Below are 20,631 nucleotides of genomic sequence, written 5' to 3'. Positions count from 1 at the left end.
GCGTGCTTCGACGTCGCTCGGCACGAACGACAAACTCGATCGTTCGACCTGAGCGGAGCGCGAAGCGCGCAGTCGAAGGGCTTCTCGCAACGCTCCTTGCGTCCTGCGCCCCTGACGCACCGCCGGTCGTCATCGACGGCTCTTCGCCCGGGCGCTTCGCCGCCACCGCCGCGGCTGCCCGCGAGCAGCTGTCTTCCGACGACCGGCTCGCCTTCGACCAGGCCCTCGCCACCGTCGGCAGCCGCCGCGTCGCGGCCGACCCGGACAAGCTCCGCCGCGCCACCTTCGACGGCATGACCGGAGCCGAGATCGCCGAGGATTATCGCCAGCGGAGCCGAACTCCATGAAGCTCATCGTCGCCAACAAGAACTATTCCAGCTGGTCGCTGCGCCCGTGGGTGCTGATGACGACGCTCGGCATCCCCTTCGAGGAAGAACAGGTCCAGTTCGCCGGCCTCGACAACCATGCCGACTTCCGCCGCTTTTCCCCCACCGGCCAGGTGCCGGTGCTGGTCGATGGCGCGCGCACGGTCTGGGACAGCCTCGCTATCGCGCTCTACCTTGGCGAGCGCTTCCCCGCCGTCTGGCCCGCCGACCCCGATGCCCGCGCCTTCGCGATGTGCGTCGCGGCCGAGATGCACGGCGGCTTCTCCGCGCTCAGGAACGACTGCACCATGAACGTCGGGGTCCGCGTCGAGCCGCGCCCGATGCGTGGCGCGCTGCAACGCGACGTCGCCCGCGTTGCCGAACTGCTCGAAGAAGGCCTCACGCACTTCGGCGGTCCCTTCCTCGCCGGCCCGGCCTTCACCGCCGCCGACGCCTTCTATGCCCCGGTCGTCTTCCGCATCCGCACCTACGGCCTGCCGATGGGCCCGCTCGCTGCCTTGTGGGTGGAGCGAATGCTTGCCCTCCCCGCCATGCGCGCGTGGGAGGAAGCCGCGCTCGCCGAACCCTATCGCGAAGAGGGGCATGAGCAGGAACTTGCGGCGGCCGGCACCATCACCGCCGACTATCGCGATTCGGCCTAGTTCGTCATTGCGAGAAGCGCAGCGACGCGGCAATCCAGCGCGGCGAGGTGGATTGCTTCGCTTCCGCTCGCAATGACGAGGTTATGATGAAAGCCCTGCTCTCCCACGCCCCCGGCGGCCCCGACACCCTTCGCCTCGACGAGCTTCCCGATCCCACCCCCGGTCCCGGCCAGCTGCTCGTCCGGGTCCGCGCCGCGGCGATCAACTATCCCGACGTCCTCATCATCGAGGACAAATATCAGATGCGCCCGCCCCGCCCCTTCGCCCCCGGCGGAGAAGTCGCCGGCGAAGTGCTTGAGGTCGGCGAGGGCGTCAGCGGCTGGGCCCGGGGCGACCGCCTGATCGCGGTTCCGGGCCATGGCGGCCTTGCCGAACAGATCGTCATCCCCGCCGCCGCCGCCTTCCGCCTGCCCGAAAGCCGCAGCTTCACCGAAGGCGCGGCGCTGCTCCTCACTTATGCCACCTCGATCCACGCCCTGTGGGATCGCGGCCACCTCAAGGCCGGCGAAACTCTCCTGGTGCTCGGCGCGGCCGGCGGCGTCGGCCTGGCGGCGGTCGAACTCGGCAAGGCCCGCGGCGCCCGCGTCATCGCCGCCGTCTCCAGCGAGGACAAGGCTGAGGCCGCGCGCGATGCCGGTGCGGACGAGGCGATCGTCTATCCCCGCGGGCCGTTCGACAAGGACGGCAGCAAGGCGCTCGCCGAACAATTCAAGGCTGCGGTCGGGCCCAAGGGCGCGGACGTCATCTACGATCCGGTCGGCGGCGACTATTGCGAGCCGGCCCTGCGCGCGATCGCCTGGGAAGGCCGCTACCTGGTGGTCGGCTTCCCCGCCGGCATCCCGCGGCTCCCGCTCAACCTCACCCTGCTCAAGAGCTGCGATGTGTGCGGCGTCTTCTGGGGCGCCTTCGCCGCGCGCGACCCGGCCGCTAACCAGGCCCATGTCGAGGAACTGTTCGCGCTGTGGGACGCCGGCAGCATCGCCCCGCGGGTCAGCGCCACCTACAAGCTTGCCGACGCCGGCCAGGCCATCGCCGCGATGGCAGCGCGCCAGGTCATCGGCAAGCTGGTGGTCGAGCTCTAGTCCGGCCTACTTGGCCGGCGCGGCGCGCATCGCCTTGATGCCGTCGATGAGCCCCTGGCGGCCCCGCGCCATGCCGGCCTTATACTGTTCGCGCGCCATCGCCTGCTGCTCGGGCGGAGCGGCGGCGATCGCGCTTTCGACCGCCGTCTCGAGCCCGGCGCGCTGCGCGTCGCACTGCTTGATCACGTCGTCGGCGCCCGCTTCCGGGGTCAAGGCCGGCGCCACCGCGGGCACCTTGGATTTGACGCAGGCGGAAAAGCTCATCGCCGCGGCCTGGATCGGGTTGGCAGGCGCGTCCTGAACGACGGCAAGGGCAAGCAACAGGCTGATCATAAAGGCTACTCCAGCTGAAGAATTGGCAGACCATGCGCCGCGGTGGCGCAGATTGGCAAGCAGCCCTGCGGACACCGCCCAAAGACCGTCTGAAAAGCAGGGTATCAGCGCACCATCTCCTGCCTCGACCGGCAGTTCCGCCGTCATCACAGCACCGGAGCCTATTCTCGATGCGCACACCCGTTTTCTTTGCCGCCCTTGCCGGCCTTACCCTCGCCGCAACCCCCGCGGCGGCACTCGATCACCACAACATGCCCGGCAAGACCGTGGTCGAAGTCGCGGTCGGCAACTCGGACTTCTCGACCCTCGTCGCGGCCGTGAAGGCCGCCGGCCTTGCCGAAACCCTGTCGGGCAAGGGCCCGTTCACCGTCTTCGCGCCGACCAATGCCGCCTTCGCCAAGCTTCCTGCCGGCACCGTCGAGACTTTGCTCAAGCCCGAAAACAAGGCGACCCTCACCTCGGTCCTGACTTACCACGTCGTCCCCGGCCGGGTGAACGCGGCACAGCTGACCAAGCTGATCAAGGACGGCGGCGGCACCGCCACCCTCACCACCGTCCAGGGCGGCACCATCAAGGCGTCGCTGATGGGCGACCGCATCATGCTGACCGACGCCAAGGGCGGCATGAGCCACGTCGTCACGGCCAACGTCATGGCCTCGAACGGCGTGATCCACGCCATCGACACGGTGGTAATGCCGTAAATCCACTCGTTCGTCATTGCGAGCGAAGCGAAGCAATCCATCGGCCCAGCCCCGGATTGCTTCGCTTTCAGCTCGCAATGACGGACCTGCCTGCTCCACCGGGCGCATTGCCACTCGCCCTCCCCCCGCCTATCTCCCGCCAGACACTTTCTGCGGGAGCAACCATGAGCACCTTCGACGATCGCGAGCGGGCCTTCGAGACCAAGTTCGCGCATGACGAGGAGATGAAGTTTCGCGTCATCGCCCGGCGCAACAAGCTGCTCGGCCACTGGGCCGCGGGCCTGATGAAGCTCTCCGCGGTCGAGGCCGAAGCCTATGCCAAGGACGTCGTCCGCGCCGATTTCGAGGAAGCGGGTGACGAGGACGTGGTCCGCAAGCTGCTCGGCGACCTCACCGCTGCCGGCGTCGAAACCGACGAGGCTGCGATCCGCCAGGCGCTGTCCGACAAGACCACCGAAGCCCGCCGCCAGCTGATGGAAGCACAGGGCTAAGCCGCATGCCGATGGCCGCCACCGACATCGAAGCCCTGATCCGCGCCGCGCTTCCCGACGCCGTGATCGAAATCCGGGACCTCGCCGGCGACGGCGATCATTATGCCGCCACCGTGACCAGCGCCGCCTTTGCCGGCCTGCCGCGGGTCCGCCAGCATCAACTCGTCTACCGGGCGCTCGGTGACCGCATGGGAGGCGAACTCCACGCCCTCCAGCTGACCACCGCCGCCCCCCAGGAGTAACCAGCCATGAGCAACGCTCACGATCGCATCGACACCCTCGTCAAGGGCAATGACGTCGTCCTCTTCATGAAGGGCACCGCCCTGTTCCCGCAGTGCGGCTTCTCCAGCCGCGCCATCGCCATCCTCGATCACCTCGGCGCCACCTACGAAACGGTCGACGTCCTCCAGGACCAGGAAATCCGCCAGGGCATCAAGGAATATAGCGACTGGCCGACCATTCCCCAGCTCTACGTGAAGGGCGAATTCGTCGGCGGGTCGGACATCATGATGGAAATGTTCGAAAGTGGCGAACTCAAGACCTTGGTCGCAGCGGACGCTTGAGCCTTTCTTGCCCGGACAAAACAAGAAGGGGCGGCGAAGCGGGACCAGAAACCGCTCAGCCGCCCCTCTGTTTGGCGTGGAACCAAAGTGGACAGCAATACTAATGCAGTCGCCGTGCCAATTTGATTTGAGTGGCGGATTTGCGCCATTTTCCGTCGTCGAGGTCGATGACGGCTGGCGCCGACTGTCAAACCTTCCGACACTTCGGACCGGGCGCGGCACTTTGCGCCCCGCAATGCATTGGCTGGTGTCGTGAACGCTGCCGTCCCACCGCCCTCTTCCGAACGGCCCTTGCTGCTCGCCGACCTGACGCAGAGCTGGTCGGCAGTCGGCGGCGGCGTAGGCACCTATCTTCGCGCCAAGCGCGCCCACATCATCGAAAATACCCCGCACAGCCACCTGATGATCCTTCCCGGCCGCACCGACGCGATCGAGGAAAGCGAGGGCGGCCGCGCCATCACCGTTTGGCTCAAAAGCCCCAAGGTGCCGTTCAGCCCCAACTACCGACTGCTCCTGCGCAACGGCGCGGTCCGAAAGGCGCTTGCCAGTTTCACCCCCGATGTGATCGAGTGCCAGGACGCCTACAATCTGCCGTGGGCCGCGCTCGCCCACCGCCGCGAATATCCGGGCACCGCGCTGGTTGCCGGCTACATGACCGACTTTCCCTACGCCTATGTCGAGCGGCCCTTTGCCAAGGTCATGCCCGACGCGTTGGCCGCGCGTGCCGGCCGCCTCTGCTACGATTATTGCGGCCGCCTCTATCGCCAGTTCGATTGCGTCTACGCCCTGTCTGAGGCGGGCGGCGGCCGCCTGCTGCGCACGCTGGGCGTCGAGGACGTGCAGATCCTCCCCCTCGGTGTCGACCTCACCGACTTCGGCCCCGACCGCCGCGATCCCGAACTTCGCCGTTCGATCGGGCTCGGCGATGATCAGCCACTCCTCATCTATGTCGGCCGCTGCGATATCGAAAAGCGCCCCGACATCGTCGTCGATGCCTTTCGCGCGCTTCCCGAAAGCCTCGGCGCGCGGCTCGTCATCCTCGGCCAGGGTCCGCAGAAGGAACAATTCGAGGCGCTCGGCGACCCGCGGATCATCACGCCTGGCTTCGTCACCGACCGCGCGGTGCTCGCCCGCTGGCTCGCCAGCGCCGACCTCTACGTCTCGGCCATGCCCAACGAGACCTTTGGCGTATCGGTGATCGAGGCTCAGGCCTCGGGCCTGCCGGTGGTCGGGGTGGACGGCGGCGCGATGCCCGAACGCGTCCTTCCCGGCATGGGCCTGCTCGGCCCGGTCGCCGACGTCGACGCGATGAGCGCCAACATCCTCAAGGTGCTGGCCGACGACCACAAGGCGATGGGCGAGCGCGGGCGCGACTATGTCTCGGGCGAATTCAGCTGGCCGCACAGCATGGAAAAGCTGTTCGGCACCATCATCCCCCACGCCCTTGCCCACGCCGCGGCCAGCGGCCGGCCCCAGGTCGCCTCCACGCCGGCGCTGGCCCAGGCCTGACGCGCCGTTCACCCTGCGTTTAACCGCCGCATCGTTGATGAAGCGCGCGACGCACCACACAAGGGGGAACTTGCCGATGCTGACCACCCTGCTGCTGACGGCCCTGATCCAGGCCGCGCCTGCCACTCCGGCCCCGCCGGCCGACCCCAGGAAGGTCGTACGGGAAACCGTCATTCGTGAATATGCCGACGGCTCGGTCACGACCGAGCGCAAGGGCGAAGGCGCCGGCCAGGACGTCCAGCGCAACGTCATCATCATGCGCAGCGGCAAGGACGGTCCCGCCGAGCACCGCGAAATCCGCGAAGTCCGCGTTGTGCGTCCCGGCGGACCGGGTGCCCCAGTGGCAATGCTCGGTGGCTGCGAAGGCGGCCGCAAGTTCGAGACCGAGGCCGATGCAACCGACAAGGGCAAGCAGAGCAAGACCCGTATCCTGCTCTGCGCCAAGGGCGGCGAGACCGACGTTGCCTGGGTCCAGCGCCTGCGCGACGCCGCCAAGCGGATCGAGGCGGACACGAACCTTTCGCCCGAAACCCGGACCCGCGTCATCACCGCGCTCAACCAGGCAATCGCCCAATCCTCCGCGCGGGAGTGAGTTGCGGCCCGGCCCCGGCTCTGCTTGAGCAGGCCGGGTGACCCACACTCCCGGCATTCTCTTCCCGCTCGAGGACGGCCTTGCCCGGCTGCTCGCGCCCAATCCGTCGCCCTTCACCGGCGAGGGGACGTGGGTGCACCTGATCGGCACCGACCGCCTCGCCATCCTCGATCCGGGCCCGGCCGATCCAGATCACCTCGACGCGCTGGAGCGCGCGATCGCCGGCCGTCCGGTCGATGCCATCCTCGTCACCCACACCCACCGCGACCACAGCCCGGCCGCCCTGCCCCTTTCGCAGCGCACCGGCGCCCCGGTCTGGGGCTGCGCGCCGCTGGTCGTTCCGGGAAGCCAGGAAGCGGGCTTCGACACCAGCTACGCCCCCGACCGCATCCTTGCCGATGGCGAGACGATTCTCGCTGGGTTCGTCACGCTCGAAGCCGTCCACACCCCCGGCCACACCTCGAACCACCTGTGCTTCGCGTGGGGGCACCGATTGTTCAGCGGCGATCATGTGATGGGCTGGTCGACCACCGTCGTGATCCCGCCCGACGGCCACATGGGCGCCTATATGGCGAGCCTGCAGAAGCTTCAGGGTCGCTCCGAGACCCTCTACCACCCCGCCCACGGGGAGCCGATCGAGGACCCGCAGCGGCTCCTGCGCGGCATGCTCACCCACCGCGTCCAGCGCGAGCGCCAGCTCCTTCGCCTGCTCGAGGAAGCCCCCGCCACGCTTCGCGACCTCACGCTGCGCGCCTATCCCGCGCTCGACCAGCGCCTCCGCCCCGCCGCCGAAGCCACCGCGCTCGCCCATCTCATCACCCTCGAGGAGCGTGGGAGCGTCACCTGCGTTGACGGTCGATGGAAGGTTTGAAGCGCTACTGGCCGCTGCTGCTGATCGCGGCGATGCTGATTGGCGGGATCGTCTGGTACCAGGCGCGGCAGGCCGAGGAACGCCGCGTCGAGGAAGAGCTCGCGCAGGCGCAGGGCATCGTCCGCGTCCTCTCCGCCACCTTTTCCAACAAGACCGCGCTCAAGGTGGGGGAGATCAACGGCACCCTCGATGTCACCAGCGTCGACCCCGGCGCCGTCCCGCTCCTGCGCTCGTCGCAAAAGGCGACCCTCCCCTACAGCGTCGGCTACACGCTCGACCTCAAGGACCTCGGCGCCGACGATTACGCCTGGGACCCCAAGGCGCGCACCCTCGTCATCCGCGTTCCCCTCGTCGCGGCCGACCCGCCCAACATCGATGAAAGCCGTCGCGACGTCGCCGGCACGTCGGGCATCTTCGTCACCCGCGGCGCTTCGACCAACCTCCAGCGCCGCGCCTCGCAGCTCGCCACCGCCGAAGCCGGCCGCATCGCCGCGGAGCCTGCCAACCTCGCCAAGGCCCAGGCCAACGCCGAAAAGCTCGTCGCCGACCTTGCCCGCGCCCCGCTCGACGCCGCCGGCCTCGGCCCCGTCACCGTCCGCGTCGTCACCCCGGCCTCGGGCGTGCGCGACGGCGAACGCTGGGACGTCAGCCGCACGATCGAGCAGGTGCTGGCGGATCGCCAGCGCTGAGCCTATCTGAGCCATCATGAACGCACCGCTCCGCCCGCCCGCCGGCACCGACCTGCTCGCCGAGATCATGCGCCTCAAGAAGGAGCGGAACGCCGTCATCCTCGCGCATTATTATCAAAAGCCCGAGCTTCAGGACCTCGCGGACTTCGTCGGCGACAGCCTCGACCTCAGCCGCAAGGCCGCGGCGACCGATGCCGACGTCATCGCCTTCTGCGGCGTCCGCTTCATGGCCGAAACCGCCAAGATCCTGTCACCCCAGAAGACCGTGATCCTGCCCGACATGGACGCTGGCTGCAGCCTCGAGGACAGCTGCCCGCCCGACCAGTTCGCCGCCTTCCGCGCCGCCCACCCCGACCATATCGCGCTGACCTACATCAATTGCTCGGCGGCGGTGAAGGCGCAGAGCGACATCATCGTCACCAGCTCCTCGGCCGACGTGATCCTCAGCCAGATCCCCAAGGATCAGAAGATCATCTTTGGCCCCGACCGCCACCTCGGCGGCTATCTCGCGCGCAAGACCGGGCGCGACATGCTGCTGTGGCCGGGCATCTGCATCGTCCACCAGGCCTTTTCCGAGACCGAGCTGCTCAAGCTCAAGGCGCAATATCCGGACGCCCCGGTCGCCGCGCATCCCGAATGCCCGCCGCACATCATTGATCACGCCGACCATGTCGGATCGACCCGCGCGATCCTCGATTTCGCGATCGCCTCGCCGGCCGAGGTGATCCTGGTCGCGACCGAACCGCACATCATCCACCAGATGGAAAAGGCCGCGCCGCACAAGACCTTCATCGGGGTCCCCGGCGGCGACGGCAACTGCAACTGCAACATGTGCCCGTACATGGCGCTCAACACGCTCGAGAAGCTCTACATCTCGCTGCGCGACCTCGAACCCCGGATCGAGCTCGACCCAGAGCTGATGGACCGCGCCCGGGTTCCCCTCGAACGCATGCTCGAAATGGCGGGCCGCACCGTCGGCCAGGGCGATGTCGGCCGGCCGGTCATCGCCGGCAGTCACGACAGCGTCGTTCCCTTGCGCGACTGACGCACACGCTTCCTTAACGCGCCTTCTTGTTGAGGATGCGCGGGCGCTGCCATATCCTGCGGCGGCCTGCCGGGGGAGTTTTGCCATGTCTGCCTTGCTGATCGCGCTTGCAACCGCCGCCGCAACCCCCGCCACGGCGGGTGCCAGGCCCGCGACCGCCAGCGCGCCGACCACCGCGCCCGCTGCCGCGACCCAAGGAGCCAAGGCCGATCCGATGCAGGCCTTTGCCGGCATGATGAAGGTGATCGACAAATTCTTCCCCGCCGGGCCCGAGCCCGAGCCCGCCCGGCTTGCCGCCGCGCGCGAGATGTCGCTGACCATCTTTCCCAGGGGCACCTACGGGCAGGCGATGGCGAAGTTCGCCGACAGCACGGCCGAACGCGTGCTCGACATGAGCGAGGCCGATTTCGCCGCCATGGCGCCGCAGGGCAAACCCGCCAAGGGCAAGGCCGCCAGGCCCCCCAGCAGCGAACCGCTCCGCCTCAAGCTTAGCCGCGACGATCCCATGTTCGATGCCAAGAAGGCCGCGCTCAAGGCCTTCGTCGGCACCATGCTGGTCAAGGTCGGCGACATTGCCGAACCGCGATTCCGCGAAGGCATGGCGCGCAGCCTCGCCCGCAAGTTCGACGCCGCCCAGCTCGCCGAAGTGCGCGCTTTCCTCGCGACCCCGACCGGCGCCGCCTACGGCCGCGAACTGGTCGGCCTGTGGTTCCAGCCCGACGTCATCCGGGCCACTTTCGAAGCCATGCCCGACATGATGAAGCTCGCACCCGACCTCATGAAGAACGGCGCCGCGTTCGAAGCGCAGATGAAGGGCATCGCCAAGCCGGACGCCACCAAGAACTGAGGCTTCAGCGCCGGTAGACGCCCAGTCGTCCCACCCCGTCGGCAATCGCCGCGCGCTTGCTCCGCCGGTCATAGGCGCACAGCTTCACGTCGATGACGTTGCCGCGATTATAGCCTTCGACAATCCTCAGTTCGATCGGCACCCGGTCGGGAAAGCCCGCCTTGTCAGCGATGATCTTGGCCTGCTTCAGCCCGGACGCGAGCAGGCAGGCGCGGGTAACCTGCCGGTCCATCTGCGCCCAGGCCTGGGGCGTGGAAGCGGTGGCGGCGCCGGCCGATACGGCAAGCAGAGCGGCGATCGAAAGCTTGAAGCGCACCAGTTCGTCTCCTTCGTCAGAAGCGTCCACAGTCATTGGGGGCCTGGCCCCCGGCGAACCGTCCGTCGATCCACGCCAGCGTCGCCGCCGCGCTTTGCCGGGCGGTGGTCGCATGATCCTTGCCCGGCAGGTCGATCCACCGCACCCGCACCCGGTTGGCGCACATCCGGCGCGCAAAGGCTCGGGTCACCGCGGGCGCCACCAGCGGGTCCTGCGTCGTCTGCGCGAACAGCACCGGCACGCGGCTGACCGGGCTCGTGCTGTTGGCCGCGACAAAGCTCGCCCACGGCGGCGTCCGGCCAAGATCGACCTTCGCCAGGTCCTGCCGCAACGCCAGGATCCCCAGCAGCGCCCCGAGCTTGGGGCCGCTGTCGACCGTCACGCAATTGCGCGCGAGCCGCTGGATGATCCCCGGCGTTCGCGCCCGCCCGATCCGCAGCGGCACGCCATAATAGCGGCTCCAGCTATCGGTCGCGAGCGCGGTCAGGAAGGCGCGCGCATTGGCATCGCTGGCCTGCCGCAGGTTGGCGGCAAGGTCGGTCGGCGGCGCGCCAGCGGCGACCGCGACGAGTTTCAGTCCCGCGCCCTCCACGCCCTGCAATTGCCCGGTCCACAGCGCCGCATGGCCGCCCTGGCTTTCGCCCCACACCGCATAGCTGCTTCCCGCCGCGGCGCCCGGGATCCGCTGCGCCGCGCGGACCGCGTCCAGCACCGATCGCGCCGTCACCGTTCCGACCAGGTACGGATGCACCCCGGCGCTGCCGAGCCCGGGATAATCGGGGGCCACCACCACATAGCCGCTGCGCACCGCATCGACCGCCGGCGTCTTTTCGAAGAAACGCGCGCTGAGCGAGGGAGCGCAGCCTTGCGCCGTGCCCCAGGTGCCGTGGGTCCAGGCCAGCACCTTGCGGGGAAGGCGGGGGATCGCTTCGCGCGGGGCGACCACCACCCCCGTCAGTTCGCGCTGCACCCCGCGGTCGTCACGGCTGAGATAGCGGATCTTCCACGCCTGCATGCCCGCCGGGGTCTCCGCGATCGGCTCGGCCGCCACCAGATTGCCCCCTTGCGCTGCGGCCGGTGCCGCCATCGCCAGGCCGATCAAAAGTCCAAGACTGCGCATCTGCCGACTCCCTGCAACGAACCCTTGCACAGGCGAGCCGGAATCGCCGCCCGTGGCAACCCCGGCAATAGGCCTGAGTTGTGTTTTCGGATGAAGCGCGCTCTCTCTCCCGCTTACGCAGGCCGGCGCTTCGGGCTCAGGCGTAGGCGCGAAGGAAGAAGATCACCGTCGTCGCGCCGGTCACCAGCAGCGTCCACCAGCGCACCGCCGGCGCCGACAGCCGCTTGCCGAGCAGCGCGCCGATCCACCCGCCGGCGATCGACCCCGCCAGCATCGGCAGGCATGCCCACCAGCGCACCATCCCGAACCCGACGAATACCAGCGCGGCGGCAAGGTTCGCCACCGCCAGCATCGCGGTGCGGATCGCGAACAGCTCGCGCGGGCGAATGTTGGCGAGAAGGCCATAGATGGCGGTGGTGATCAGCCCGACGCCGCCTCCGAAATAGCCGCCGTAGACGCCCAGCAGCGCTTGGGACGCAAGCAGGGTCGGCCGTCCGATCGTGACCCTTTGGTGCAGCCAGTCGGCGGCGCGCTTTCCGAACGCGATGACGACGAACGCGAACAGCAGCAGCCAGGGGATGATGATGTCGAAGGTCTTGGACGGCGTCAGCACCAGCAGCAGGCTTCCGACCAGCCCGAAGCCGAAGGTCAGCGCCGCCAGCACGCGCACCCTGATCCCGGCGACCGGGCCAAGCTCGTCGCGGAAATTCCACGCGCTGGTCGCCGCGCCCGGCAGCAAGGCGACGTTGCTGGTCGCGTTGGCGATATTGGCGGGCAGGCCCAGCGCGATCAGCGCCGGCAGGGTCGCAAAGGTGCCGCCGCCGGCAAGCGCGTTCATCGCGCCGCCGACCAGGCCTGCGATCGCGGCCAGGATGATGGTCTGAAGCTCGCTCACTTTTGCCCGGACGCCACGCTGCTCAGTTGCCCCGCTCCCGGTGCGGGCACCCGGGCCAGCAACAGGGCCGGCGCTTGCCCTCGCTGAGGCTCTCGATCCCCCACGCCACCCGCTTGATGCGCGTTTCGGCGTTCTTGGGACTGGTCACCCAGCAGATCCACTCGTTGCGCGCGATCGGCGTGATGTCGTCCCACGTCGCCCGTGCCGCGGGCGCGTTCAGCAGCGCATCGCGAAGGTCGTCGGGAAGCGCGTGCACGACGCCGCCGGCCAGTGTCTGAAGTGACCCCATCCGCCGCTTGTCTCAGGCGGGGACGGTGACCGCAATGGCTCGCGCACGAAACCTTTCGTTAAACGAATGGGAGGAAGCTCCCGCCCGGGTGCGTCGCGGCATTGCCTGACGAGGCAGGCGGCGAACCCGGGTGGCGTGCTGGTCTGACCGGGTCACTCTCACGATTTTTCCGGGGGGATCCATGTCGTACAACGCTGCCAGCGCCGAGTTCACCGTCAACAGCCGTACCGTGCTCGACCAGTCGGCCCCCAATGCCGCGCGGCTGGGCAACGGCAATGTCGTCGTCGTCTGGCAGACCAGCGACACCACTGCGGACGGCAGCGGCTCGGGCATCCGCATGCAGTTGCTCGACGCCAATGGGGTGAAGCTCGGTGCCGAACAGCGCGTCAACGCGCTTGGCGCGGGCAATCAGGGCGAACCGCAGGTCGCCGCCCTCGCCAACGGCAATTTCGTCGTCACCTGGCAAAGCGCCGACATCACGCAGGACGGCAGCGGGCTTGCGGTCAAGGCGCAGGTCTTCGCGCCCACCGGCGCTCCCCTCGGGCCCGAATTCCTGGTCAACACCAAGACCATCGGCGACCAGGCGGGGCCAAGCGTCACCTATCTTGCCGACGGCGGGTTCGTGATCGCCTGGCACACCACCGACACCACGCAGGACGGGGCGGGCTGGGCGGTCAAGGCGCAGCGGTTCGATCCATCCGGTACCAAGGTCGGCGGCGAGATACTCGTCAACACCGCCGCTTTCGGAAGCCAGAACAACATCGATCTCGCGACGCTTGCCGACGGCCGCTTCGTCGCGGTCTGGCAATATGGCAACAGCGCCAGTTCAGACGTCCGCATCCAGCTCTTCAATCCCGACGGGACGAAATCGGGCGGAGAGATCTTTGCCTACAAGTGGGATAGTGATGGTACCACCGACGGTTCGGTGACTGCACTCGCCGGCGGCGGCTTTGCCGTCAGCTTCACCCTCGGCGGCCGCCAACCCGCGGTCCAGACCTTCGACAGCAACGGCGCGAAGATCGGCAGCTTCGTCTATCTCGACGAGGGCTTCGCCAGCAACCTCACCGCCCTTTCCACCGGTGGCTTCGTCGCCAGCTGGAGCAGCTATTCGGGCGGCGCCATCCAGGCCTTCACCGCGACCGGCCAGAAGGACGGCGCGACGATCATCGCTTCGACGTCCGACTACAAGGGTGAAGGCTCCGCCGGGGTCGGCCTCGACAACGGCAGGTTCATGACCTTCTGGACGGCGTTCGGCGACGGCAAGGACATCGGCGCGCGCATCTACAAGCCCAACCTCGCGCCCGAGCTTGGCGACCCGGTCCGCACGGTCTCCCTCAACGAGAACAACCAGTTCGTCGGCTTGACCACGGCCATCGACGACAGCAGCCCTTTGCCCCTCACCTACGCCATCGTCGGCGGCACCGACGCGGCGAAATTCACCATCGCCGCCGCGACCGGATCGCTCAGCTTCCGCGCCGCGCCCGATTTCGAAGCGCCCTCCGACAGCGACGGCAACAATGTCTACGAGGTGATCGTCCGCGCCAGCGACGGCGAACTCAGCGACACCCAGACGATCCTCGTCACCGTCGGCAACGTCAACGAAGCGCCCGTCATCACCTCGGGCGGTGGAGGCACCACGGCAACCATTTCCGTCGAAGAGAATGGCACTGCGGTCGGCACCGTCACCGCGACCGACCCCGAAAACACCCCGATCGCCTTTACCATCGTCGGCGGCGCTGACGCCGCTCTATTTAACATCGACAAGGCGACCGGCCTCCTCAGCTTCAACACCGCCCCCGACCGCGAAGCGCCGGCCGACAGCAATGGCGACAATGTCTACCAGGTCGTGGTCCAGGCCAACGACGGTGCGCGCACCGACGTGCAGACGCTGTCCGTCACGGTCACCAATGTGAACGAAGGGCCCGCCTTCACCTCGCCTTCCGCCTTTGCCGCAAGCGAGAACGCGCTCGCCGCCGCCACCGTCTTCGCCCTCGACGCCGATCGCGACGCGGTCAGCTATGCCATTGTCGGCGGCGACGACGCGGCGCTCTTCACCATCGATCCCGCAGCCGGTGTCATCAGCTTCCTCGCCGCCCCCGATTACGAGGCGCCCGGCGATGCCGACGGCGACAACAGCTACCGGCTGCTCGTCCGCGCCAGCGACGGTTCGCTGAGCGAAACGCAGGCCGTGACGATCAGTCTCGTGAACGTGAATGAAGCGCCCGTGGTGACGTCCTCGGCCACCTTCCTCGCGGCCGAAAACGCGGCGGCCGCCGGAACCGTCGCCGCCAGCGATGTCGACGGCGATGCGCTTTCCTACAGCATCGTCGGCGGCAGCGACGCCGCGCTGTTCGCGATCGATCCGCAGACCGGCGCGCTGTCCTTCCGTGCCGCCCCCGATTTCGAGGCGCCGGGCGATGCCGACGGTGACAATCGCTACGAGGTCGTGGTCCGCGCCAGCGACGGGTCGCTGTCCACCGATCAGGCGGTAACCGTCGCGGTCGCCAACCAGAACGAAGGGCCGCGCTTCACCTCGGCGGCGATGCTTGCGACAAGCGAGAATGGCCTCGCCGCCGGCTCGGTCGCCGCCGCCGATCCCGAACACGACGCGCTCACCTACAGCATCGCCGGCGGCAGCGACGCCGGGCTGTTCGTGATCGACGCGCAGACCGGGGCCCTCTCCTTCTCCGCCGCCCCCGATTTCGAAGCACCATCCGATGCCGATCACGACAATCGCTACGATGTCGTGGTCCGCGCCAGCGACGGCTCGCTGTCCGCCGACCAGGCGGTGACCGTCGCGGTCGCCAACCAGAATGAGGGCCCGCGGATCACCTCGGCAGCCGCTTTCTCCGCGTCCGAAAACGGCCTCGCGGCTGGAACGGTGGCAGGCTCCGACGTCGATGGCGACGCGCTCACCTTCAGCATCGCCGGGGGCAGCGACGCCGCGCTGTTCGTCATCGACGCGCAGACCGGCGCCCTCTCCTTCCGCGCCGCCCCCGATTTCGAAGCACCTTCCGATACCGACCATGACAATCGCTACGAAGTCGTGGTCCGCGCCAGCGACGGCTCGCTGTCCGCCGACCAGGCGGTGACCGTCGCGGTCGCCAACCAGAATGAAGGTCCGCGGATCACCTCCGCAGCCGCTTTCTCCGCGTCCGAAAACGGGCTCGCGGCAGGGACGGTGGCAGCCTCCGACGTCGATGGCGACGCACTCACCTACAGCATCGCCGGGGGCAGCGACGCCGCCCTGTTCGCGATCGACGCGCGGACCGGCGCCCTGTCCTTCCGCAACGCACCCAATTTCGAAGCCCCGGGCGATGCCGATGGCAACAATCGCTACGAGGTCGTGGTCCGCGCCAGCGACGGTTCGCTGTTCACGCAGCAGGCGCTGGTCGTCACCGTCGGCAACGTCAACGAAGGCCAGCAATTCACCTCCGCGGCGACCTTAAACATTCTCGAAAACAATCTTTCCGCCGGGATGGTCGTCGCGGTCGATACCGACGGCGATGCCGTCACCTACGCGATCGTTGGCGGGGCCGATGGCGCGCGCTTCGCGATCGATTCCGCGACCGGCGCCCTCTCGTTCCGCGCCTCGCCCGACTTCGAAGCGCCGACCGATAGCGACGCCAACAACGTCTACGAAGTCATGGTCAGCGCCGGCGACGGCACGCTCACCACGTCGCGCCTCGTCACCGTGAAGGTGGCCAATGCCACCGAAGCCCCGGCGATCCTTTCCGGCGGCGGCGGCGACAGCGCCTCCTTTGCCGTCAATGAAAACAGCACGGCTGTGACCACGATCGTCGCCAGGGACCCCGAAGCGGGAGCCCTTACCTATTCGATTGCGGGCGGGGCCGATGCGGGGATGTTCGCGATCGATGCCGCGACGGGCGCGCTGCGCTTCCTTGCCGCGCCCAATTTCGAAACCCCCGGCGATGCCAATGGCGACAACCGCTACGACGTCGTCGTCCGTGCCTCGGACGGCAGCTTCTCCGACCTGCAGAACCTCGTCGTCACCGTCCAGAACGTGCGCGACGGCGCGACCCTCAACGGAACGTCAAAGGCCGACACGCTGAACGGCACCGCCGCCGAGGATACCATCACGGGCCTTGCGGGCAACGACACGCTCTACGGCAATGGCGGCGATGACGTGCTGAACGGCGGTGACGGCAATGACAAATTGTACGGCGGCCTCGGCGCAGACGTGCTGACCGGCGGCGCAAATGCCGACACCTTTGTCTTCACGGCGCTGGCCGACAGTGCGCCCGGCGCGGTCGACCAGATCACCGACTTCAGCCGCGCGCAGAACGACAAGATTTCGCTCAGCGCGATCGACGCCAATGCGTTGGTGGCTGGCGACCAGTCCTTCTCGTTCATCGGGTCGAACGACTTCACCGGGGCCGCCGGACAGCTGCGCACCTATGTCGCCGATGCGAAAACCTTCGTCGCGGGCGACGTCAACGGTGACAAGGTGGCCGACTTCATCATCGACCTGGGCAGTGCCACGGTGACCGCAAGCGACTTCCTGCTCTAAGCCCCGCGGGGGTCGGGGAAGCCGCTCAATCCAGGCTGACTCGCCCCCGCATCGCCTTGACCGCCCCGCGGCCCTTCTTGGTTTCCACGCGCTTCGCCTTGGCGGCGCGGCTGGGCTTGGTCGGGCGGCGCCTGGCGTCGCGGTGATACGCCTCGGCGATCAATTCGCGCAGGCGGCGGCGCGCTTCCTCGCGATTGGCTTCCTGGCTGCGGTGGGTGCGCGCGGTGATGACCAGCTCGCCGCCCTGTGTCAGTTTGCTTCCGGCCAGCAGCTTCAGTTTCTCATAAGCGTGGAGCGGTAGCCCCAGCGCATAGACGTTGCAGCGCAACTGGCAGGCGGTCGCGACCTTGTTGACGTTCTGCCCGCCCGGCCCGGTACTGGCGAGGAAGGTCTCGCTCAGCGCCTCCTCGGGCAGGTCTACGTCGTCAGGCTTCATCACCGCCGGTCGTCCCGTCAGCGTCCGCATCCACCGCCGGCGCGATGGGCGTAATCTCGTCCGCCGCCGCGGCCTCGTTCGGCGCTGGCACGTCCTCGCCCGACGCGCCCACGTCCGCCGGCTCGATCAGGCTCTTCCACTCGCCCCAATGCTCGGGAAGCGGCGCGGTCACGTCGATCGGGGGCTTGCCGCCCCGCGGCACGACCAGCCGGCTCGCGTGGAGCAGCATCGGCCCGCCCGGGACGCCATAGACCCGGTCGCCGACGATCCCCGCGCCCAGCCCTTCGCGCGCATGGACACGGATCTGGTGCGTGCGCCCGGTCAGCGGCCGGAATTCGACCAGCGTCCGCCCATCCCGCTCCGCCAGCTTGCGCCAGCGGGTGATCGCCTTCTGCCCCTTGGGATCGCCGACCATCCGCCACCCGGCCTCCGCCGAACTCTTCTTGGCGAGCGGGAGGTCGATCGTCCCCTCCTCGCCTTCCAGCGTCCCGGCCAGCAGCGCTAGGTAGGTCTTCTCCACCTGGCCGGCTTCGAACGCCTGCTGGATCTTGGCCCGCGACGCCGGATGCCGCGCGAACAGCAGGCAGCCCGACGTGTCCTGGTCCAGCCGGTGCATCGCGGTCGGCAGCCGCTTGAACCCGAACCGGAGCTCGTCGAGCCGCCGCTCCACGCTCTCCCCGCCGCGCTTGGGGGTGTCGACCGGCAGGCCGGCCGGCTTGTCGAGGACGAAGGCCTCGCCGTCGATGAACAGGATATGGGACGAAAGCAGTTGCTGCATGGGCCACGCCCTAGCCCAAGCAGCGCGCCGCCGCACCCTCCCTTGCAATGTAGGATTTCGCGTGCTGCACTGTCTTCCCTCGGCGGACCGGCCAATTGCGCCTGCTACCAGGGAGGGAGGCGGGTCCGATCGCCGGACCGTGTCAACTTCGACAACTTCGCCTGTGGACAAGTGATGCGCCCGGGCAACGATTCCCCATGAATCCCGGTGTTTATGTCATGTTAACCTTTTCAGGCGACACGGCTAATGGTTAACACACGCTTCAGGGCCGTTAAGCCGGCGTAACGCTTTGGCTTGGGCTCTCGAACGGGGGACATAGAAATGCGCGTTCTGCTGATCGAGGATGAGCCGACTACTGCCAAGTCGATCGAGCTGATGCTCGGCACCGAAGGCTTCAACGTCTACACCACCGACCTCGGGGAAGAAGGCCTCGATCTCGGCAAGCTGTATGATTACGACATCATCCTGCTGGACCTGAACCTCCCCGACATGCACGGCTACGACGTGCTGAAGAAGCTCCGCACCGCCAAGGTCTCGACCCCGGTGCTGATCCTCTCGGGTATCGGCGAAATGGACTCCAAGGTCCGCGCGCTCGGTTTCGGCGCCGACGATTACGTCACCAAGCCGTTCCACCGCGACGAACTGGTCGCCCGCATCCACGCCATCGTGCGCCGCTCGAAGGGCCACAGCCAGTCGGTGATCCGCACCGGCAAGCTGGCGGTCAATCTCGACGCCAAGACGGTCGAGGTCGACGGTGCCCGCGTGCACCTGACCGGCAAGGAATATGCGATGCTGGAGCTGCTCTCGCTCCGCAAGGGCACGACGCTCACCAAGGAAATGTTCCTCAACCACCTCTACGGCGGCATGGACGAGCCCGAACTCAAGATCATCGACGTCTTCATCTGCAAGCTGCGCAAGAAGCTCAGCCTGGCCTGCGGCGGCGACAACTACATCGAAACGGTGTGGGGCCGCGGCTACGTCCTGCGCGACGCGGGCGAAGGCGAAGTGGAACTGCCCGAAGCGGCGGTGGCCTAAAGCTCAGGCGGCGGCGGGCAGCGATGCCCGCCGTGGCTGCTGGCGGAGCGCCGAGCCGACCACCAGGAAGCCGACCAGCATCAGCGCCCAGGTCCCCGGCTCCGGCACCGCGGTCACGCGGAAGGTCGTGGCGGTCGCCCGGATCGAATAAGCGCCGATCGTCTGGGTGGGGAAATTACCGGTCTCGAACCGATACAGGAGGTTGCTGCCGGTCAGCACGCCATTGTCGTTGAAGATCGTCCCGGTCCAAACCCCGCCGTTGCGAAGCCCGCCGAACTCGAAGCTGTTGGCCCCCTGCTTGAGGTCGATCGGGTTGATCAGGAAGTCGAAGCTGTTCTGATACCCGTCGGTCCTCAGGCTACCCTTGTTGTCGGTGATGCAGCTCATCGGCGAGCTCGGCCCGCAGACGATCGTCTGCTTGGTCCCATCCACCGCACCCGAAATGCCCAGCTGGACCAGCGCCGCATTGGCGGGCGCAGCGAGCCCGAGCAGGCAGGCCGCCAAAATGCCTAGCATGGACCGCATGATGATTCCCCCAGATTCGGATCTAGTTTGCTTGAAATAAACGCGCTTGGCCAGTGGCTTCGCCGCAACGGTTCGTTCAAACCTTGCGCGTTCCGGATGCTGGTGCCCCCGAACCGGGGACAATCGGCCCCGGCTCGAACCGCTTCCAGCCGTCCCGGCCAAGGCGTTCGATCGGCCGGAACGTCGCCTTGTAAGCCATCCGCTCCGACCCCTCGACCCAATAGCCGAGGTAGACGTACGGCAGCCCGGCCCGCGCCGCCCGCTGGATGTGATCGAGGATGATGAAGGTCCCGAGGCCCTTCCGGTCCGCCAGCGTCGGATCGTAGAAACTGTAGATCATGCTGAGCCCGTCGCTCTGCTGATCGCTTAGGCAGGCGCCGACCAGTCGGCCCGGACGACCATCGACCGACGGTTCGCGATATTCGACGACATAGGTGCGGACGGGCGTCTGCTCGACCATGTCGGCAAAGTCGTTGTCGTCCATCTCCGCCATCCCGCCGCCCGGGTGACGGACCGACAGGTAGCGGCGGAGGAGGTCGAACTGCTCCTCGGTGGTCCACGGCTTGCAGGCCGTGACTTCAAGGTCGGCATAGCGGCGCATCAACTTGCGCTGGGTCGCGGTCGGGGTGAATTCGTTCGCGGCGACGCGGACGGAAACGCAGGCCTGGCAATCGATGCAGCTTGGGCGATAGGCAACCGACTGCGAACGGCGAAAGCCGATGCGGCCAAGCGCTTCGTTCAATTCACCGGCATGGTGGCCCGACAATTCGGTGAACACCTTCCGTTCGATCTTGCCCGGAAGATACGGGCAAGGCGCCGGCGAGGTGACGAAGAATTTCGGGAAACGGAAGGGAGCGCTCAAGAGGGGCCTGCGGACTGCAAATGGTTACCTGAGTGTTTATGCGCCTCACCAACGCCGCTGGAAAGACCCCGCTCCCTACCGGAAATGGTTAAGC

At 67.8% G+C, this 20,631-nt stretch carries 24 protein-coding genes; 15 read left to right on the top strand and 9 right to left on the bottom strand.

What is annotated here, in order from left to right; all coding sequences use genetic code 11:
- Positions 1–2: 2 nt before the first annotated feature.
- From ABD729_RS05550 to ABD729_RS05540, 3 genes are all read left to right on the top strand, one after another.
- A complete protein-coding gene (locus ABD729_RS05550; RefSeq protein WP_344709167.1) occupies positions 3–347 on the top strand; it encodes a hypothetical protein in 345 nt (114 codons plus the stop codon).
- Positions 344–1,027, top strand: coding sequence for a glutathione S-transferase family protein (locus ABD729_RS05545; protein WP_344709166.1), 684 nt, complete (start codon positions 344–346; stop codon positions 1,025–1,027). Before ABD729_RS05550 ends, ABD729_RS05545 begins: the two co-directional genes overlap by 4 nt.
- Positions 1,028–1,113: 86 nt before the next feature.
- The gene (locus ABD729_RS05540; RefSeq protein WP_344709639.1) at positions 1,114–2,109 is read left to right on the top strand and encodes an NADPH:quinone oxidoreductase family protein; all 996 of its coding nucleotides are present in this window, start codon (positions 1,114–1,116) and stop codon (positions 2,107–2,109) included.
- A 6-nt stretch (positions 2,110–2,115) separates the two neighbouring features.
- Here ABD729_RS05540 and ABD729_RS05535 read toward each other — a convergent pair whose 3' ends face one another.
- A complete protein-coding gene (locus ABD729_RS05535) occupies positions 2,116–2,442 on the bottom strand; it encodes a hypothetical protein (RefSeq protein ID WP_344709165.1) in 327 nt (108 codons plus the stop codon).
- A 170-nt stretch (positions 2,443–2,612) separates the two neighbouring features.
- Here ABD729_RS05535 and ABD729_RS05530 point away from each other — a divergent pair, with 170 nt between their 5' ends.
- The 10 genes from ABD729_RS05530 to ABD729_RS05485 all read left to right on the top strand — a co-directional run bounded on the left by ABD729_RS05530 (position 2,613) and on the right by ABD729_RS05485 (position 9,750).
- A complete protein-coding gene (locus tag ABD729_RS05530; protein ID WP_425564847.1) occupies positions 2,613–3,143 on the top strand; it encodes a fasciclin domain-containing protein in 531 nt (176 codons plus the stop codon).
- Between the two features lie 164 nt (positions 3,144–3,307).
- Complete coding sequence (locus ABD729_RS05525; RefSeq protein WP_344709164.1) at positions 3,308–3,634, top strand: DUF1476 domain-containing protein; 327 nt, start codon at positions 3,308–3,310, stop codon at positions 3,632–3,634.
- A gap of 5 nt (positions 3,635–3,639) precedes the next feature.
- Positions 3,640–3,876 (top strand): BolA family protein, encoded by a 237-nt coding sequence (locus ABD729_RS05520; RefSeq protein WP_344709163.1) that lies wholly within the window; start codon positions 3,640–3,642, stop codon positions 3,874–3,876.
- A 6-nt stretch (positions 3,877–3,882) separates the two neighbouring features.
- Positions 3,883–4,197: a Grx4 family monothiol glutaredoxin gene (grxD, locus tag ABD729_RS05515; protein ID WP_344709162.1), complete on the top strand. Its 315-nt coding sequence runs from the start codon at positions 3,883–3,885 to the stop codon at positions 4,195–4,197.
- A gap of 252 nt (positions 4,198–4,449) precedes the next feature.
- Positions 4,450–5,706, top strand: a complete 1,257-nt coding sequence (locus ABD729_RS05510) for a glycosyltransferase (protein WP_344709161.1) — start codon at positions 4,450–4,452, stop codon at positions 5,704–5,706.
- A gap of 76 nt (positions 5,707–5,782) precedes the next feature.
- Positions 5,783–6,298, top strand: a complete 516-nt coding sequence (locus tag ABD729_RS05505) for a hypothetical protein (RefSeq protein ID WP_344709160.1) — start codon at positions 5,783–5,785, stop codon at positions 6,296–6,298.
- A 37-nt stretch (positions 6,299–6,335) separates the two neighbouring features.
- Positions 6,336–7,169 (top strand): MBL fold metallo-hydrolase, encoded by an 834-nt coding sequence (locus tag ABD729_RS05500; protein ID WP_344709159.1) that lies wholly within the window; start codon positions 6,336–6,338, stop codon positions 7,167–7,169.
- Positions 7,157–7,858: a DUF4230 domain-containing protein gene (locus ABD729_RS05495; RefSeq protein WP_344709158.1), complete on the top strand. Its 702-nt coding sequence runs from the start codon at positions 7,157–7,159 to the stop codon at positions 7,856–7,858. Before ABD729_RS05500 ends, ABD729_RS05495 begins: the two co-directional genes overlap by 13 nt.
- Positions 7,859–7,874: 16 nt before the next feature.
- A complete protein-coding gene (gene nadA, locus ABD729_RS05490; RefSeq protein ID WP_344709157.1) occupies positions 7,875–8,903 on the top strand; it encodes a quinolinate synthase NadA in 1,029 nt (342 codons plus the stop codon).
- A gap of 85 nt (positions 8,904–8,988) precedes the next feature.
- On the top strand, positions 8,989–9,750 hold the full coding sequence (locus ABD729_RS05485; protein ID WP_344709156.1) for a hypothetical protein: 762 nt from the start codon (positions 8,989–8,991) through the stop codon (positions 9,748–9,750).
- Positions 9,751–9,754: 4 nt separating this feature from the next.
- Here ABD729_RS05485 and ABD729_RS05480 read toward each other — a convergent pair whose 3' ends face one another.
- From ABD729_RS05480 to ABD729_RS05465, 4 genes are all read right to left on the bottom strand, one after another.
- The gene (locus ABD729_RS05480; RefSeq protein WP_344709155.1) at positions 9,755–10,066 is read right to left on the bottom strand and encodes a hypothetical protein; all 312 of its coding nucleotides are present in this window, start codon (positions 10,064–10,066) and stop codon (positions 9,755–9,757) included.
- Between the two features lie 16 nt (positions 10,067–10,082).
- Complete coding sequence (locus ABD729_RS05475) at positions 10,083–11,186, bottom strand: alpha/beta fold hydrolase (RefSeq protein WP_344709154.1); 1,104 nt, start codon at positions 11,184–11,186, stop codon at positions 10,083–10,085.
- Positions 11,187–11,322: 136 nt separating this feature from the next.
- Positions 11,323–12,081, bottom strand: a complete 759-nt coding sequence (locus ABD729_RS05470; RefSeq protein WP_344709153.1) for a sulfite exporter TauE/SafE family protein — start codon at positions 12,079–12,081, stop codon at positions 11,323–11,325.
- Between the two features lie 22 nt (positions 12,082–12,103).
- Positions 12,104–12,370: a YdeI/OmpD-associated family protein gene (locus tag ABD729_RS05465; protein ID WP_344709152.1), complete on the bottom strand. Its 267-nt coding sequence runs from the start codon at positions 12,368–12,370 to the stop codon at positions 12,104–12,106.
- 181 nt (positions 12,371–12,551) lie between these two features.
- Between ABD729_RS05465 and ABD729_RS05460 the strand changes: the two genes are divergently transcribed.
- On the top strand, positions 12,552–16,901 hold the full coding sequence (locus ABD729_RS05460; protein ID WP_344709151.1) for a cadherin domain-containing protein: 4,350 nt from the start codon (positions 12,552–12,554) through the stop codon (positions 16,899–16,901).
- Positions 16,902–16,926: 25 nt separating this feature from the next.
- Here ABD729_RS05460 and arfB read toward each other — a convergent pair whose 3' ends face one another.
- Both arfB and ABD729_RS05450 read right to left on the bottom strand, forming a co-directional pair.
- Positions 16,927–17,337 carry an alternative ribosome rescue aminoacyl-tRNA hydrolase ArfB gene (arfB, locus tag ABD729_RS05455; RefSeq protein WP_344709637.1) on the bottom strand — a complete coding sequence of 137 codons (411 nt, stop codon included), beginning with the start codon at positions 17,335–17,337 and terminating at the stop codon, positions 16,927–16,929.
- Positions 17,327–18,115: an RluA family pseudouridine synthase gene (locus ABD729_RS05450; RefSeq protein WP_344709150.1), complete on the bottom strand. Its 789-nt coding sequence runs from the start codon at positions 18,113–18,115 to the stop codon at positions 17,327–17,329. The genes arfB and ABD729_RS05450 overlap by 11 nt, the downstream gene beginning before the upstream one ends.
- Positions 18,116–18,436: 321 nt before the next feature.
- Here ABD729_RS05450 and ctrA point away from each other — a divergent pair, with 321 nt between their 5' ends.
- Positions 18,437–19,150, top strand: coding sequence for a response regulator transcription factor CtrA (gene ctrA, locus ABD729_RS05445; RefSeq protein WP_344709149.1), 714 nt, complete (start codon positions 18,437–18,439; stop codon positions 19,148–19,150).
- Between the two features lie 3 nt (positions 19,151–19,153).
- On the opposite strand, the gene ABD729_RS05440 is transcribed toward ctrA, so the two are convergent.
- Both ABD729_RS05440 and ABD729_RS05435 read right to left on the bottom strand, forming a co-directional pair.
- Entirely contained in the window at positions 19,154–19,675 is a 522-nt protein-coding gene (locus ABD729_RS05440) for a PEPxxWA-CTERM sorting domain-containing protein (RefSeq protein ID WP_344709148.1), read from the bottom strand.
- 76 nt (positions 19,676–19,751) lie between these two features.
- A complete protein-coding gene (locus tag ABD729_RS05435) occupies positions 19,752–20,537 on the bottom strand; it encodes an arginyltransferase (protein ID WP_344709147.1) in 786 nt (261 codons plus the stop codon).
- Positions 20,538–20,631 lie beyond the last annotated feature (94 nt).

The sequence above is a fragment of the Sphingomonas humi genome (genome assembly GCF_039536725.1).
Lineage (GTDB): Bacteria > Pseudomonadota > Alphaproteobacteria > Sphingomonadales > Sphingomonadaceae > Sphingomicrobium > Sphingomicrobium humi.
Note: the sequence above shows the minus strand (reverse complement) of the source record. Positions and strands in the feature narration are given on the sequence as shown.